Annotated in this window: 14 protein-coding genes; 2 read left to right on the forward strand and 12 right to left on the reverse strand. The window is 63.6% G+C overall.

The window, feature by feature from the left end; all coding sequences use genetic code 11:
* Positions 1-59: 59 nt before the first annotated feature.
* The 10 genes from serS to V1283_RS18380 all read right to left on the reverse strand — a co-directional run bounded on the left by serS (position 60) and on the right by V1283_RS18380 (position 10,744).
* Positions 60-1,391, reverse strand: a complete 1,332-nt coding sequence (gene serS / locus V1283_RS18335; RefSeq protein WP_334387848.1) for a serine--tRNA ligase — start codon at positions 1,389-1,391, stop codon at positions 60-62.
* A 213-nt stretch (positions 1,392-1,604) separates the two neighbouring features.
* A complete protein-coding gene (tatC, locus tag V1283_RS18340; RefSeq protein ID WP_334387849.1) occupies positions 1,605-2,426 on the reverse strand; it encodes a twin-arginine translocase subunit TatC in 822 nt (273 codons plus the stop codon).
* Positions 2,423-2,938: a Sec-independent protein translocase protein TatB gene (tatB, locus tag V1283_RS18345; RefSeq protein ID WP_334387850.1), complete on the reverse strand. Its 516-nt coding sequence runs from the start codon at positions 2,936-2,938 to the stop codon at positions 2,423-2,425. Before tatB ends, tatC begins: the two co-directional genes overlap by 4 nt.
* A 102-nt stretch (positions 2,939-3,040) precedes the next feature.
* Positions 3,041-3,286 carry a twin-arginine translocase TatA/TatE family subunit gene (locus V1283_RS18350; protein ID WP_334387851.1) on the reverse strand — a complete coding sequence of 82 codons (246 nt, stop codon included), beginning with the start codon at positions 3,284-3,286 and terminating at the stop codon, positions 3,041-3,043.
* 190 nt (positions 3,287-3,476) lie between these two features.
* Complete coding sequence (gene scpB / locus V1283_RS18355; RefSeq protein ID WP_334387852.1) at positions 3,477-4,208, reverse strand: SMC-Scp complex subunit ScpB; 732 nt, start codon at positions 4,206-4,208, stop codon at positions 3,477-3,479.
* 17 nt (positions 4,209-4,225) lie between these two features.
* Positions 4,226-5,053: a segregation and condensation protein A gene (locus tag V1283_RS18360; RefSeq protein ID WP_334387853.1), complete on the reverse strand. Its 828-nt coding sequence runs from the start codon at positions 5,051-5,053 to the stop codon at positions 4,226-4,228.
* On the reverse strand, positions 5,050-6,072 hold the full coding sequence (gene nagZ, locus V1283_RS18365) for a beta-N-acetylhexosaminidase (protein WP_334387854.1): 1,023 nt from the start codon (positions 6,070-6,072) through the stop codon (positions 5,050-5,052). Before nagZ ends, V1283_RS18360 begins: the two co-directional genes overlap by 4 nt.
* A gap of 52 nt (positions 6,073-6,124) precedes the next feature.
* Positions 6,125-7,615 (reverse strand): SPOR domain-containing protein, encoded by a 1,491-nt coding sequence (locus tag V1283_RS18370; RefSeq protein ID WP_334387855.1) that lies wholly within the window; start codon positions 7,613-7,615, stop codon positions 6,125-6,127.
* 117 nt (positions 7,616-7,732) lie between these two features.
* Positions 7,733-9,526 carry an arginine--tRNA ligase gene (gene argS / locus V1283_RS18375; RefSeq protein ID WP_334387856.1) on the reverse strand — a complete coding sequence of 598 codons (1,794 nt, stop codon included), beginning with the start codon at positions 9,524-9,526 and terminating at the stop codon, positions 7,733-7,735.
* 9 nt (positions 9,527-9,535) lie between these two features.
* Positions 9,536-10,744, reverse strand: coding sequence for a deoxyguanosinetriphosphate triphosphohydrolase (locus tag V1283_RS18380; RefSeq protein WP_334387857.1), 1,209 nt, complete (start codon positions 10,742-10,744; stop codon positions 9,536-9,538).
* A 123-nt stretch (positions 10,745-10,867) separates the two neighbouring features.
* Here V1283_RS18380 and erpA point away from each other — a divergent pair, with 123 nt between their 5' ends.
* Entirely contained in the window at positions 10,868-11,197 is a 330-nt protein-coding gene (erpA, locus tag V1283_RS18385) for an iron-sulfur cluster insertion protein ErpA (protein WP_334387858.1), read from the forward strand.
* 88 nt (positions 11,198-11,285) lie between these two features.
* Here erpA and V1283_RS18390 read toward each other — a convergent pair whose 3' ends face one another.
* Complete coding sequence (locus tag V1283_RS18390) at positions 11,286-12,215, reverse strand: TAXI family TRAP transporter solute-binding subunit (protein ID WP_334387859.1); 930 nt, start codon at positions 12,213-12,215, stop codon at positions 11,286-11,288.
* Positions 12,216-12,534: 319 nt separating this feature from the next.
* The gene (locus V1283_RS18395; protein WP_334387860.1) at positions 12,535-13,440 is read right to left on the reverse strand and encodes a LysR family transcriptional regulator; all 906 of its coding nucleotides are present in this window, start codon (positions 13,438-13,440) and stop codon (positions 12,535-12,537) included.
* Between the two features lie 223 nt (positions 13,441-13,663).
* Between V1283_RS18395 and V1283_RS18400 the strand changes: the two genes are divergently transcribed.
* Entirely contained in the window at positions 13,664-14,737 is a 1,074-nt protein-coding gene (locus V1283_RS18400; RefSeq protein WP_334387861.1) for a tartrate dehydrogenase, read from the forward strand.
* Positions 14,738-14,793 lie beyond the last annotated feature (56 nt).

Here is a 14,793-nt window from a genome sequence, read left to right on the forward strand (position 1 = left end):
ACAGCCCATTGCCTCCCGATCCAAAAGATGTCGCGATGCAATGCCATTTTCGCCTTGCGCTATTTGTCCCGCTCGATGGTCTTGAGCCCGCCCATGTAGGGCTGCAGCACGTCGGGCACCGCGATCGCGCCGTTTTCCTGCTGATAGGTTTCCATGACCGCAATCAACGCCCGGCCAACCGCCGTGCCCGAGCCGTTGAGCGTGTGCACGAAACGCGGCTTGCCGTCGGGCCCGCGCGAGCGCGCGTCCATGCGGCGTGCCTGGAAATCACCGCACACCGAGCAGCTCGAGATTTCGCGGTAAGCCCCGCCCTCGCCTTGCCCCGGCATCCAGACCTCGATGTCGTAGGTCTTCTGCGCGGAGAATCCCATGTCGCCGGAGCACAGCGTCATCACGCGGTAATGCAGGTCGAGCCGCCGTAACACTTCCTCGGCGCAAGACAGCATGCGCTCGTGCTCGTCACGGCTGGTCTCGGGGGTTGCGATCGAGACCAGTTCGACTTTTGTAAATTGATGCTGCCGGATCATGCCGCGGGTATCGCGCCCAGCCGCGCCCGCTTCGGCGCGGAAGCACGGCGTCAGCGCGGTCAGCCGCATCGGCAGTTCTTTTTCGTCGACGATGGATTCGCGCACGAGGTTGGTCAGCGAGACTTCGGCGGTTGGGATGAGACCGAGACGCTCGGTCTTCAACCGCTCATCGGGCGCCACGAGTAATTCGCCCTTGATGGCCCAGAACTGGTCGTCCTCGAATTTCGGCAATTGGCCCGTGCCGAACATCACGTCGTTGCGCACCAATAACGGTGGGTTGATCTCGGTATAACCATGCTCGCCCGTGTGGAGATCGAGCATGAACTGACCGATCGCGCGCTCCAGCCGCGCCAGCCCCTTCTTCAGCACCACGAAGCGTGCACCACTTAGCTTCGCGGCGGCTTCGAAATCCATGTAGCCGAGCGCGCCGCCGAGATCATCATGCGGCTTCGGCGTGAAGGCGTAGTTGCGGATCTTGCCGTAGACATGACGCTGTACATTGCCATGCTCGTCTGCGCCTTCGGGCACGTCATCGAGCGGCAAATTCGGAATCGCGGCGAGTTCTTTCGCCAGTTCCTCGTCCGCGGTCTTTGCGGCAAGCTCGAGCTCCGGCATCGTGGTCTTGAGTTCGGCCACTTCGGCCATCAGCTTGGTGGCACGCGCGTCGTCCTTGGCCTTCTTGGCCTCGCCGATTTCCTTGGACGCCGCATTGCGCCGCGCCTGCGCCTGCTCCGAGGCCAGGATCGCCCCGCGGCGCTTCTCGTCGATCGCCAGCAGCGCAGCCGACAGCGGCGCCAGGCCGCGGCGCTTCAATCCGGCGTCGAACGCCGCAGGGTTGTCGCGGATCGATTTGATGTCGTGCATTGGCGGTAAGTCCTGGGGCGCTTGCGTCGAATGTCACGCATTATGTTGACATTTAACGTTTAGTTTGCGCATCCCGTACCACATCCGTCATCGCCCGCGAAGGCGGGCGATCCAGTATTCCAGAGGCGTCTGTGCTGAATCGAGACGCCGCGGCGTACTGGATTCCCCGCCTTCGCGGGGAATGACGCCTGATGGGGGCCCGAGAACGGCGCCCTATTCCGCCGGGTTGGCTTCCGGGGGCGGGCTGGCGGGCGGAGGCGTGGTCGAGGCCTGCGCGGCAGCGGCCTTCTTTTCCACGATGCGGACGGCGATGATCGAGCCCTCGTAGAGGCCGAGCAAGGGTATGGCGAGCGAGGCCTGGCTGAGCACGTCGGGCGGCGTCAGCACGGCGGCGATCACGAAGGCGATGACGATGAAATAGCGCCGCTTCTCGCGCAGCATCCGCGAGGTGACGATGCCGATCCGCCCCAAAAGCGTCAGGATCACGGGCAGCTGGAACGCGATGCCGAAGGCGAAGATCAGCGACATCATCAGCGACAGATACTCGCCGACCTTGGGCAGCAACTGGATCTGCGCACTCTCCTCGCCGCCCACCTGCTGCATGCCGAGCGAGAACCGCACCAGCATCGGCAGCACCACGAAATAGACCAGCAGTGAGCCGAGCACGAAGAAGAATGGCGTTGCGATCAGGTAAGGCAGGAACGCGCCGCGCTCGTGCTTGTAGAGCCCGGGCGCCACGAATTTGTAGATCTGCGTCGCCACGATCGGGAAGGAGATGAACCCCGCGCCGAACAGCGCGAGTTTCAATTGCGTGAGGAAATATTCCAACAGCGCGGTGTAGATGAATTTCGAATTTTCCGCGCCCGCGACCCAGACGAACGGCCAGACCAGCACGTTGTAGATCTGCTTGGCGAAGAAGAAGCAGAAGATGAAAGCAATGCCAAAGCCGAGCAGCGCCTTGATCAGCCGCGAGCGCAGCTCGATCAAATGATCCATCAACGGCGCCTTGCTGGCCTCGATGTCCTCGACGGTCATGACGCTTTGGCGTCCTTGAGAACGTCAGGCGCCGCCGGCGCGATATCCTGCGCTGTCGCCTGAACTTCACGTGTGATCGCAAGCGGCTCGGAGGCTGCCGCGTGCGCCTCGGCCTCGACGAAGGTTTCCGGCACAGGCTCTGCCGGCGTCGTCGGCGTAACGGGCTCGCCGATCGCGGACGCCACCTGCGCATCGTTGGCTGTGGCGGCAGGCTTGTCGATATCGCCGATCTGCAGGGCGTCGCCGACGTCCTTTTGCAGCGAGGTCATGAGATTGCTGGGTGAGAGCCCGGTCGCGGCTTCCTTGACCTCGTCAAAACTTTTCTTGAGGTCGGCCATTTCGGCCTCGCGCATCGCTTCCTGGAACTGGCCCTGGAATTCGGCGGCCATCTTGCGGGCCTTGCCCATCCATTGCCCGATCATGCGCAGGACGCCCGGCAGCTCCTTCGGGCCGATGGCAATCAGCGCGACAACCGCGATGACGACCAGTTCACTCCACCCGATATCGAACATGAATTCTTCCGCTCGCGCGAGACGTCCGCGCCCAAATCCCTATTTAGCAGATTTGGGGCCGCCCGCGCCTTTTCTCAAACCGGCTTTCAACCGATGTCCGGTTCAGACAGCCTTGCTGCCGACATCCGTCCGTGCCGCCGTCGGCGCCGGCGCCGCGTTGTGATCGATGGTCTTCACCGGTTCTGCGGGCTTCTCGGCAGCCGTCTTGTCGTCGTCCTGCATGCCCTTCTTGAAGGCCTTGATGCCCTGCGCGACATCACCCATCAGGTCCGAAATCTTGCCGCGGCCGAACAGCAGCAGGACCACTGCAATCACGACGATCCAGTGCCAAATGCTAAGCGAACCCATCCTGCAACCCTCCAAAAGAGACGGCCGGATACCGGCCAAGCTTTGGCGGAAGGTAGGCCCGAGAGGCGTCAAAAACAAGGACCCATGCCGCGGCAAATCGCTGTCACGGCTACGTATTATGGCTATTATTAACCGCGCCTGGGCGAATAGTCGGCGGCGCCTTTGGGAATAGCTGGCGGCGCCTTGGGAACTAGCTTCCGCCGCCCTCTTCAGGCTCGGCGGCCGGTGCCAGCAGCAGTTCCAGATTATCGCCTGCCTCCAGCGGATCCTCGTCCTCACGCAGTGCCACGTCGTCGGACGGCGTCGGAACGTTGAAGCCGGAAGGCAGCCGCGAATCCAGTAGCCCCGTACCCTTCAGCTCTTCCAGCCCCGGCAGGTCGCCGAGTGCTTCCAGGCTGAATTGGGAGAGGAACGCCTCCGTCGTGCCGAAAGTCAACGGCCGGCCCGGCGTCTTGCGGCGGCCGCGGGGGCGGATCCAGCCGGTTTCCAGGAGCACATCCAGCGTTCCCTTGGAAGTGATCACGCCGCGGATCTCCTCGATCTCGGCGCGCGTCACCGGCTGGTGATAGGCGATGATCGCAAGCACCTCGATCGCGGCGCGCGACAGGCGCCGCGTCTCCGTGCTTTCGCGCGTCATCAGCCACGACAGATCGCCGGCGGTGCGAAAGGTCCATTTGTTGGCGACGCGCACCAGATTGACGCCACGCGGGGCATATTCCGCCTGCAGTTGCGCCAGCGCCGCCTTGACGTCGACGCCATCGGGCATGCGCTTGGCCAGCGCCGCCTGATCGATCGGCTCGGCGGAGGCAAACAGCAGCGCTTCGAGAAGCCGCAATTCCTCGGGCCGCGCCTCAACTTCGGTATTCTGGTCGATGGGATGATCCTCGGCATCTTCCATGCGTTTTTCCGCCAGGCTTGCCATGGCTAGGTCTCCTTCCACTACTCGACCGTCATATCCGGCGCAGGCATCGCTGCCTGCGGCGGACGCTTACGAAAATACAGCGGCGCGAACGCCTCTTTCTGGTTCAATTCCATTTCGCCTTCGCGCACCAGTTCGAGCGCTGCGGCAAAGCTCGACGCAAACACCGTCGCCTTCTGCGAGGGATCGACCACGTAGCTGAGCAGGAAATCGTCGAGGCAGCTCCAGTCCTCGGCCTCGGTCATGCCGACCAGCCGCTCCAGCGAGGCGCGCGCTTCTGCAAGCGACCACACCGTGCGCTTGGCCAGATGCACCGTCGCCAGTACGCGCTGCTGGCGCTGCACGGCATAGGCCGTGAGCAGGTCGAACAGCGTCGCAGTGAATTTGGGATGGCGGATTTCGGCGATCGATTCCGGATTGCCGCGCGGAAAGATATCGCGCTGGAACTGCGGCCGGTTCATCAGCCGGTTGGCGGCTTCCCGGATGGCCTCTAGCCGGCGCAGCCGGTTGGCGAGCGCGGTAGCCATTTCCTCGGCGCTGGGTCCGTCCGGGGTCGCCGGTTCGGGCAGCAGCAGCCGCGATTTCAGGTACGCCAGCCAGGCGGCCATCACGAGGTAATCGGCCGCGAGCTCGAGTCGGATCTTTCGCGCAGCCTCGATGAAGGTCAGATACTGATCGGCCAGCGCCAGGATCGAAATCTTGGCGAGATCGACCTTCTGCTGCCGCGCCAGCGTGAGCAGCAGGTCGAGCGGGCCCTCATAGCCCTCGACGTCGACGACCAGCGCCGGCTCGCCGTCGGTGATTTCGGCAGGCCGTCCGGTCTCAAACGATAGAATCTCAGCCGTCATGCCGTTCCAACCCGATCCATCAACGCTTCAAGTTCAGCCCGCGCCGCCTGCCGGTCGAAGGGCTCTGGCTCTCTCCGCGAGGCCAGCGCCCGCCTGGCACGATCCAGGGCTTCGCCCGCCAGCTCCGGCGTCTCGCGCGCCACGTCGCGCATCTCGTCGAGCTTGCCGTTGCAATGCAGGACCACATCGCAGCCGGCGTTGACGATGGCGCGTGTCCGTTCGGCGATCGATCCCGCCAATGCATTCATGGACACGTCATCACTCATCAACAAGCCTTGGAACCCAATTCCGCCGCGAATCACCTGCCGGATGATTGTCGCAGAAGTCGTCGCCGGTTGGGCGGGGTCTAATGCGCTAAACACAACATGTGCGGTCATCGCCATCGGCAGGTTCGCCAGCGGTTGAAACGCGGCGAAATCCGTCCGTTCCAGCTCTTCCCGCGACGTATCAACGGTCGGGAGCCGGAAATGGCTATCCGCGGTGGCCCGTCCGTGGCCGGGAATGTGCTTCAGGACCGGCAGCACGCCGCCCTGCTCCAGCCCCTCCGTAACGGCGCGGGCGATTGCCGCGACCTTGGCCGGGTTGGTTCCATAGGCCCGGTTGCCGATCACGGCGTCCGCGCCGGCCACCGGAACGTCCGCCAGCGGCAGACAATCGACTGTTATGCCGAGGTCGATCAGGTCCGCCGCGATCAGGCGGGAGCTCAGCCGGGCGGCGTTGAGGCCCAGAGCCGGGTCCAGATCATAGAGCGCGCTGAAGGTGGCGCCCGGCGGATAGGCCGGCCAATGCGGCGGCCCCAGCCGCGCCACCCGCCCGCCTTCCTGGTCGATCAGCACCGGGGCATCCGCCTCGCCCAGGCAGTTTCGTAATTCCCCCACAAGCGCAGAGACTTGATCAGGGGCCTCGATATTGCGTTTGAACAGGATGAAGCCCCACGGGCGCTCGGCGCGAATGAACTCACGCTCCGCGGCGGTCAGTCCTGTTCCGGATATGCCGGTAATGAAGGCCCGTGTGCTCATGAGGGCCGATTAACCGTACCCCGCTAGGGGGTCAAGGAAACCGCAGATAATTCTACGGGATAAAGCACTGTCCCCCGGCGGCCTTCAGCTCGGTGCAGAACTGGACAGCCTCCTGCCGCGTCCGGTACGGCCCGACCATCGCGCGATATTTGACCTTCCCATCAGCCAGATCCACCCGCTTGATCACCGGCGAACGGGAACCGAGCACTGACGCGTACTTGCCTTGCACCATACGGAACGAGTCCCTGGCCGCGGACTCGCTGTCCTGCGACGTCACCGAGACCAGAAAACTGGGCCCACCTTCTGGAGCTCCAGCCGGAGCGGTTTGCGTCGGATTGGTCGCAGCCATGCGGGTCGGCGGCTCCGATTCGGGCGCCTGCGGCGCGATCGACATCGGCGAATTGGCGCTGGCATTGGCCGATGCCGGATTACGCGCCGGCGGGGCGGCGGGAGCAGCGGCCGGAGCGGCGACGGATCGCGTCGGCGGCCTCGGTGGCGGCGCGCTGGCGCCTGCGGGAACGCCGCCATTGTCGGCGTCGCCCTTGACGGCGAGCGTCTTGATCCTGCGCGGCTCGTTGTTCGGCATCGTGCCGGTGGCGGCCGCAGGCATCGGCGCCGACGGAGATACGCTCGCGGCCGCCGGCGGGTTGGCGTTCTGGTTCAGCGGCGGAAACACCACGCGGGGCCCCCCCGAGCGGGAATTGACGTCGACCGGCGTCTCTTCGCGCGACACGAGCTTCTCGCCGCCATCGCCCGGCAGCATGCGGTCGGGGGTCTTGGCGTTCGCGTCCGACGGCGCCGGCATCACCTTGGTCGGGCTGTTGTCGGCCTTGATGATCGGCGGCTCGCCGCTGCGGGGCGAACCGACAAAGGTGCGATAGGCAAAAGCAGCCCCCGTCCCAACCACGGCCAGCGCCAGCACCGCGGCGACCGTCATCAGGCCGCGCGAGCGCTTCTTCGGCGCGGGCTCTTCCTCATATTCGCCCTGGTAGGCGTAGGGATCGTCCGGATAGGCGGGATCGCGCTGATAGTCGTGCTCGCCGGTCTCTAGCCGCCCATACAGCGCGTCGTCATAGCGCGACGGGTCGTGCAGCGGCTCGTCGGCGTATTGTTGCTGTGGCTCCTCGGCGTATCGTTGCTGAGGCTCCTCGTAATAGTCCTGCGCGGGCGGCGCATGATGCGCGGGCACCTGCGGTGGCTGGGCCGCGTAGCGATGCAAGGGATGCACCGGCGCCGGCTGGTACTCCGGCTCGTCATCGTATTCCTGTGGCACTGGCGGCGGAAGCGGCGGCAGCGCGGTTTCGTGACGCGCGCGCTGCATCCATGCCGGCGGGCTCGGAGGAGCATCGAACTCTTCTTCCGGCGGATCATAGTGCTGTGGACGCACGTTGGCGCGCGACTGCAGCGGGCGAGGCGCGGGCTTGGCTGCGGCCCCCACCGGATCATTCTGCCCGATTAGCCTTGCGAGCTCCGCAAGCGGATCACTCTCGCCGCGAGCCTGGTCGGCGGAAGGAAAAGGTCGGTCCTGATATCGATCAGCCATCGTGATGATGCATCCCCTACGGGACAGCGCCAACCCGCCATGTCGAACAAACCATGACGAGCGTGGCCCCTGCCAGATACCCCACGAACCCCCATTCGTGAAGGCCTTCGCCCCTGCCTACCGCATCTCAGTTGGAGCGTGGACGCCAAGAACGGCTAAGCCCGACGCAAGAACCGAGACGACGCCCTGAACCATCGCCAGTCGCGCCCTCGTGATCTCTGCATCATTAGTTATAATGAAGCGTAAATAGGGCAAATCCCGCCCTTTCGTCCAGAGCGCATGAAATTCACTGGCCAAATCATATAGATAAAAAGCGATTCGGTGCGGCTCATGTGCGACCGCCGCGGCCTCGACCATCCGGGGATAGAGCGCCAGCCGCTTCAAAAGGTCCAGTTCGGCCGGATCGGTCAGCAGGGCCACCGGGGCGTCCCCCAGCCAAGCCGACCGGGAGGCATCATCCTCGGGCAGGTCCGGAACCACTTCGCGCGCGTTCTTGAAGATCGAATGGCCGCGGGCGTGACCGTACTGGACGTAAAACACCGCATTGTCCTTGGACTGCTCGATCACCTTGGCGAGGTCGAAATCGAGCACGGCGTCGTTCTTGCGGAACAGCATCATGAATCGCACCGCGTCGGAACCGACCTCGTCGACCACCTCGCGCAGCGTGACGAACTGGCCGGCCCGTTTCCCCATCTTCACTGGCTCGCCATCGCGCAACAACCGTACGAGTTGCACGACCTTGACGTCGAGCGCAGCCTTGCCGGCACTGACGCCCTTCACGGCCGCCTGCATGCGCTTGATGTAGCCGCCATGATCGGCGCCGAACACGTCGATCATATCGTTGAAGCCACGATCGATCTTGTTCTTGTGGTAGGCGATGTCGGAGGCAAAATAGGTGTAACTGCCGTCCGACTTGATCAGTGGACGATCGACGTCGTCACCATAGGCGGTGGCGCGGAACAGGGTCTGGATACGGTCCTCGTAATCCTCGACCGGCTTGCCCTTCGGCGGCTGCAGTCGGCCCTCGTAGATGTCGCCCTTGGAGCGCAGGAAATCGATGGTCTCTGAGACCTTGTTGTTGCCTGTCTCGATCAGCGAACGTTCCGAGAAGAACACATCGTGCTTGATATTAAGGGCGGCGAGATCGCCCCTAATCATCTCCATCATCATATCGATGGCCTTGCTGCGCACGATCGGCAGCCACGCATTCTCGGACATCGCCTTCAGCTTGTCGCCATACTCCGTGGCGAGCGCCTGCCCGACCGGAACGAGATAATCGCCGGGATAGAATCCTTCCGGAATTTCACCGATGATTTCGCCGAGCGCTTCGCGGTAGCGCAGAAACGCCGAGCGCGCGAGCACGTCGACCTGCGCGCCGGCATCGTTGATGTAATATTCGCGCGTGACATCGTAGCCGGCAAAATCAAGCAGGCCGCACAGCGCGTCGCCGAACACCGCGCCCCGGCAGTGGCCGACATGCATCGGCCCGGTCGGGTTGGCCGAGACGTATTCGACATTGACCTTGGCGCCGTGGCCAATCGCGCTTTTGCCGTAGGACGCGCCTTCGCGCAGCATCGTGAGCAGCTCGGCCGTCCAGACCTCGGGCTTCAAGGTGAGATTGATGAACCCCGGACCTGCGACCTCGACGGCGGCGACCAGATCGTCGGCGCGCAATTTCTCCGCGATCTTGTCGGCGAGATCGCGCGGCTTTGCCTTCGCGTCCCTGGCGAGCACCATTGCGGCATTGGTCGCCATGTCGCCATGGCTGGCATCGCGCGGCGGCTCGACCACGACGCGGGAGAAATCGACGCCGGCGGGCCACTGGCCCTCGGCCGCGATCGCGGCGCAGATCGCCTGCACGCGCGCCAGCACGTCGGCAAACAGATGTTGTGAAGCTGACTTGTCGGACATGGCCGCCGCCTAACGCAAATCCGGGGTCGAGTCAAAAAGCCTTTGGTGCTCGATCAAGGCGAAACGGTCGGTCATTCCGGCGATGAAATTGCCGATCCGGCGCGCCCGCTCGCCCTCGCTCTCGCGCTCGGTCCCCTCGACCCATTCCGCTGGCAGGTCGCCCGGAGAGGCCTGGTAGCGCGCGAACAGGTCGAACAGGATCCCTTCCGCCTCGCCCATCACCCGCATCACCCGCGCATGGCGGTACATGTGCTGTTTCAGGAACGCCTTGATCGCGGTCTCCTCCGCGGCGACTGCCGGCGGAAAGGCGATCAGCGGCTGATGGTGGTGGCGGACGTCATGCGCCGATTGCGGCTTTCCCGCCGCAAGCCGACTGCCCGCCTCCGACATGACCGCCCCTATCATGTAGGAAATCAGCTCGCGCACCAGTTCCGCGCCGCGCCTGGCGTCGTCGAGATTAGGATAATGCCGGTCGATCTCGGCAATAATGGCTGCGGTGAGCGGCATGACCTTCAAATCATCGACGCCGAACAGACCGGCGCGCAGGCCGTCGTCGATGTCGTGGGCATCATAGGCGATATCGTCGGCGAAGGCTGCGGCCTGCGCCTCCAGCGAGGCGTAGCTCCACAGCTCCAGATCGAATTTTTGATTGAAGTCGGCGATACCGACGGGAATGCCGCTTTCTCGGTATGGCCCGGCCGGGCCCCCGCCCGGCTCGGTCAGCGGGCCGTTGTGCTTGACGATGCCCTCCAGCGTTTCCCAGGTCAGGTTCAGCCCGTCAAATTCGGGATAACGATGCTCCAGCGAGGTCACCACCCGCAGCGCCTGCGCGTTGTGGTCGAAGCCGCCATGGGCGGCGAGACATTTGTCGAGCGCCCGCTCGCCGGCATGGCCGAACGGGGGATGGCCGAGGTCGTGCGCCAGCGCCAGGGTTTCCGTGAGGTCCTCGTCGAGGCCGAGTTGCCGGGCCAGCGCACGGGCAATCTGCGCCACTTCCAGCGAATGGGTCAGCCGCGTGCGGTAGTGGTCGCCCTCGTGGAACACGAACACCTGCGTCTTGTGCTTGAGGCGGCGGAAGGCGGTAGAATGGATCACCCGGTCGCAATCGCGCCGGAACGGGCTGCGGGTCCGGCTCGGCGGCTCCGCAAACAGCCGGCCGCGGCTGGAATCGGGGTCGCAGCCATAAAGCGCGCGGGGGGCAGCCATTCCGACCGACACGATTTTTTAGTCCTTATCCATTTGATTCCGCGAGATTACGCACTTAACTATGTCTGACGGGCCATACCAAGTATGGCCGACCATACCAAATGAATTGGGTATGACGGGGCCGGAGAGCATGCCATGACCACTGCCATCACCGTCAGCGAGCGGGCCGCCCGCCGCATCGGCGAAATCCTTAAAGTCGAAGGCGAGGGCGCCATGCTGCGCATCTCGGTCGAGGGCGGCGGCTGCTCCGGCTTCCAGTACAAATTCGACGTCGACCATGCCAAAGCCGAAGATGACCTGGTAATCGCGCGCGAGGGCGCGGTGGTGCTGGTCGATCCGGCCTCGGTGCCGTTCCTCGCGGGCTCCGAAGTCGATTTCGTCGACGACCTGATCGGCGCATCGTTTCGTGTCGTCAATCCGAATGCCACCGCATCGTGTGGCTGCGGGACGAGTTTTTCGATCTGAGAGGCGCTTCGTTTCCCCAATCAAGGTCGTCAGGCCCGCGCATGCGGGTATCCGGCGCGCCGCCGGCACCGCGGCGTCAACGTCCAATCTAGCGCACGATCTTGATATTCGGGCCCTTTGGCTTAGGCTGCGGCTGCTCCTGCGTTGCCGCCACACATTCATATTGCGGCCACTTCGGTAATCTCTCATCGAGATTTACTTCGCGCCATTTCGGATGGCCGTTCGCATCCAGCCAAGCCTTGTTCTCGTGGATAATTTTGGCCACCTTGGCCACGTTTTGGCACTGCTCGCCGGCGTAGCTAAACGTTATCAGAACGGCTTTGACGGCTACCGTTTTCACGTCGGATTCCTGCCACTTGTATGTGCCCGCAGGGATGACTGCCGTGAGATAGCTGTCGAGGGCTTTGTCGTCCACCCCGATGAGCTGGAATTTATCATCGGCCGTTGTGCCCTCCGAAAAGAGCGTTGCCGGCGCGCCAGCCACATAGAACATTGCATCAATTTCGCCCTTGCGCAGTGCGTCCAGCGCTTCCTTGCCTCCGAGAAATACCTCTTTCGAAGGAGTGACCCCCGTCTGGAAGAAGATCGTCTTTGCGGTCAGGTACGTGCCACTTCTTTGAGGACCTATCGCAACACGTTTGCCGTGCAGGTCCTGCAGCGTTTTCAAGGAAAGATCACCGAGGACGTGGACCTCCTCCTTGTAAAGCGGATAAACGGCAGCAAGCTTGGCGGCGATAGTTTTCAGTTCATTGTCGTCGGAAATGTCGCGGATATAATCGAGCACGTCCGACTGCACGATACCGAGTTGGACACCGCGCTTCCTGCGAACATCGAATACGTTCTGAATAGAACCGGCCGATTCAAAAACCTGCAACGAGATGTGGCTCGGTTCGGCGATCTTCTTGATGTCCTCGCCAATCTTGATGTAGGTGCCAGTTACATTCCCTGTGACAATTCCCATCTGCGGCGCAGCCGAGAGGGACATAGCAAGCACAATGACCGCAACAGGAAGCTTCATCACTCACTACCTCGCGTTATGGTCGGCCGGATATGGGGACCTATAAACTGACGGCTGCGTCATGGGAGTTACGGCGATTTCAGGGGAGATGGTTGTGGCGGATCTGGGGAGATAATTGCGGCATGTCTAGGGCGTAAGGCCAGGAAAAGTCTACTTCCGGCTGTCTAATGTTCCGTCCAACTGCCGTCGGTTTCGGCATCGTCCATTTCCAGCCATTGGTGTAGTTGTCCGCTAGCGTGGAAGGCTCGGGCGGCCAGAAGCCGGGAAAATCGACATTTTCGCGCGGCGGCTTCCGACCGGTGTTGCGAGCCCGGGCGATCTACGCCTCGCGCGCGTAGCGCGGCAAATCGGCTTTCAGCATTTCGAGGACGTCATCGCGCATCGGATCGCGGGTACCGCGGGTGAAGGCAGCCGCCAGCGGCAGCTTGTTCATGTCGGAGGCTGCAAGGCGGATGAAGCGGACGCCGCGCGTGGCCATGCGCGAGGTCCAGCGCGGGACGATGGCGACGCCCAATCCCGCGGAGACCAGGTTGACGATGGTCTGCTTCTCGTCGGCGATCTGGGCAACGCGCGCCTCGCACCCGGCCTCGGCGAATAGTTTCATGGTGAGGTCATGGCTGTGCGGACGCGAGCGGCGTTCGGGCACGATCAACGGCTGGTTTTCGAGATCGGCGATGGTCACGCGCTTCCGCGATGCCAGCGGATGACGGTCGGCGACCGCGACGACGGCAGTCTCGTGCAGCAGGAAGAGAAACTCCAGCCGCTTGTCGGGCCGCTCCGGCGGGCGCACGAAGGCGAGATCGAGCCGGCCGGACAGCAGCCGCGGCAGCAAGCGGACCGTCTTTTCCTCGACCAGTTGCACGGTGACATCGGGCTGCCGCTTGCGGAAATCATGGAGCAGCCGCGGCAGCAGGCCAGCAGCGGCGCTGTCGATGGCGCCGACGCGAATGATCGCAGCCCGCTTGCGGCCGCGCGTCCGAAACCGGCCGGCGAGCGCATCGGCCTGCACCAACAGCGCCCGCGCTTCCCTGAGCAGCACGGCGCCATCATCCGTCAGCGCGACGCTGCGCGTCGTGCGCGTCATCAGCCGCGTGCCGAGATCGTCTTCGAGCAGCCGGATGAAGCGCCCAAGCGCCGACGGCAGCATGTCGAGCCGCTGCGCCGCCCGGCCAAAATGCAACTCTTCGGCCGCCGCCACGAAGCAGCGCAAGTGATGAAGATCCATTGAGCCTCCCGCGGCGATTATATCAATTTTTTGTATAAACGCGAGGCAATTGCCTCTCGCCCGCTGCGGCCGCAAGATACTCCGAGAGCCCGCAGACGCCGTCATTGCGAGCGAAGCGAAGCAATCCATTTCTCTCCGCACTCGTAGCGACATGGATTGCTTCGTCGCTTCGCTCCTCGCAATGACGGCAAGACCAGCGATAGCCGCTTCAATGGAGATTTCGATGCGTGAATATTCAATCGCGGCGATTCCGGCCGATGGGATCGGCCCTGAGGTCATCGCCGCAGGCGTCACCGCGCTCGAAAGCCTGCAGAAGCGCCTGGGCGACGTGAAGTTCAACGTCGAAACCTTCGATTGGGGTTCCGACTATTACCGCAAGCATGGGGTGATGATGCCTGCTGACGGCCTCGCCACGCTCAAGAAATTCGACGCGATCTATTTCGGCGCGGTCGGCGCGCCCGATGTTCCCGACCACATCACGCTGTGGGGCCTGCGCCTGCCGATCTGCCAGGGCTTTGACCAATACGCCAACGTGCGGCCGACCCGGATCCTGCCCGGCATCACCTCGCCGCTGCGCCATGCCGGCCCCGGTGATCTCGACTGGGTGATCGTGCGGGAAAACTCCGAGGGCGAATATGCCGGCTGCGGCGGGCGGGTGCATCGCGGGCTGCCGGAAGAAGTCGGCACGGAGGTCGCAATTTTCACCCGCGTCGGCGTCCAGCGTATCATGCGCTACGCCTTCAAGCTGGCGCAGTCGCGCCCGCGAAAACTGCTCACGGTCGTTACAAAATCGAACGCGCAGCGGCATGGCATGGTGATGTGGGACGAGATCGCCGACGAGGTCTCGAAGGAATTCCCCGATGTCACCTGGGACAAGATGCTGGTCGATGCGATGACGGTGCGGATGACGCTGAAGCCACAGAGCCTCGATACCATCGTGGCGACCAACCTCCATGCCGATATCCTGTCCGATCTCGCCGGCGCGCTGGCCGGCAGCCTCGGCGTCGCCCCGACCGCGAATATCGATCCCGAGCGCCGCTTTCCGTCCATGTTCGAGCCGATCCACGGCTCGGCGTTCGACATCACCGGCAAGGGCATCGCCAACCCGGTCGCCAGTTTTTGGACCGCTTCTCAGATGCTTGATCATCTTGGCGAGGCCGAGGCCTCCGCACGGCTGATGCGCGCCGTGGAACAGGTCACCGGCGCCGGCATTACGACGCCCGATGTCGGCGGCACCGCGACGACGAAGGTTGTCACCGAGGCAGTTGTGGAGGCGATCCATAGCTCCAACGTGTGAAGGTCCGCCGTCAACACGGCGGATCGACGGCGATGCAAGGGCCGGAAAAGGTCCAT

It is taken from the genome of Bradyrhizobium sp. AZCC 2262, assembly GCF_036924535.1.
Lineage (GTDB): Bacteria > Pseudomonadota > Alphaproteobacteria > Rhizobiales > Xanthobacteraceae > Bradyrhizobium.

Excerpts from the sequence above, each read along its gene's own strand:
- serS (WP_334387848.1), bottom strand. The coding sequence starts at position 1,391 with ATGCACGACATCAAATCGATCCGCGACAACCCTGCGGCGTTCGACGCC.
- tatC (WP_334387849.1), bottom strand. The coding sequence starts at position 2,426 with ATGACCGTCGAGGACATCGAGGCCAGCAAGGCGCCGTTGATGGATCAT.
- tatB (WP_334387850.1), bottom strand. The coding sequence starts at position 2,938 with ATGTTCGATATCGGGTGGAGTGAACTGGTCGTCATCGCGGTTGTCGCG.
- V1283_RS18350 (WP_334387851.1), bottom strand. The coding sequence starts at position 3,286 with ATGGGTTCGCTTAGCATTTGGCACTGGATCGTCGTGATTGCAGTGGTC.
- scpB (WP_334387852.1), bottom strand. The coding sequence starts at position 4,208 with ATGGCAAGCCTGGCGGAAAAACGCATGGAAGATGCCGAGGATCATCCC.
- V1283_RS18360 (WP_334387853.1), bottom strand. The coding sequence starts at position 5,053 with ATGACGGCTGAGATTCTATCGTTTGAGACCGGACGGCCTGCCGAAATC.
- nagZ (WP_334387854.1), bottom strand. The coding sequence starts at position 6,072 with ATGAGCACACGGGCCTTCATTACCGGCATATCCGGAACAGGACTGACC.
- V1283_RS18370 (WP_334387855.1), bottom strand. The coding sequence starts at position 7,615 with ATGGCTGATCGATATCAGGACCGACCTTTTCCTTCCGCCGACCAGGCT.
- argS (WP_334387856.1), bottom strand. The coding sequence starts at position 9,526 with ATGTCCGACAAGTCAGCTTCACAACATCTGTTTGCCGACGTGCTGGCG.
- erpA (WP_334387858.1), top strand. The coding sequence starts at position 10,868 with ATGACCACTGCCATCACCGTCAGCGAGCGGGCCGCCCGCCGCATCGGC.
- V1283_RS18390 (WP_334387859.1), bottom strand. The coding sequence starts at position 12,215 with ATGAAGCTTCCTGTTGCGGTCATTGTGCTTGCTATGTCCCTCTCGGCT.
- V1283_RS18395 (WP_334387860.1), bottom strand. The coding sequence starts at position 13,440 with ATGGATCTTCATCACTTGCGCTGCTTCGTGGCGGCGGCCGAAGAGTTG.
- V1283_RS18400 (WP_334387861.1), top strand. The coding sequence starts at position 13,664 with ATGCGTGAATATTCAATCGCGGCGATTCCGGCCGATGGGATCGGCCCT.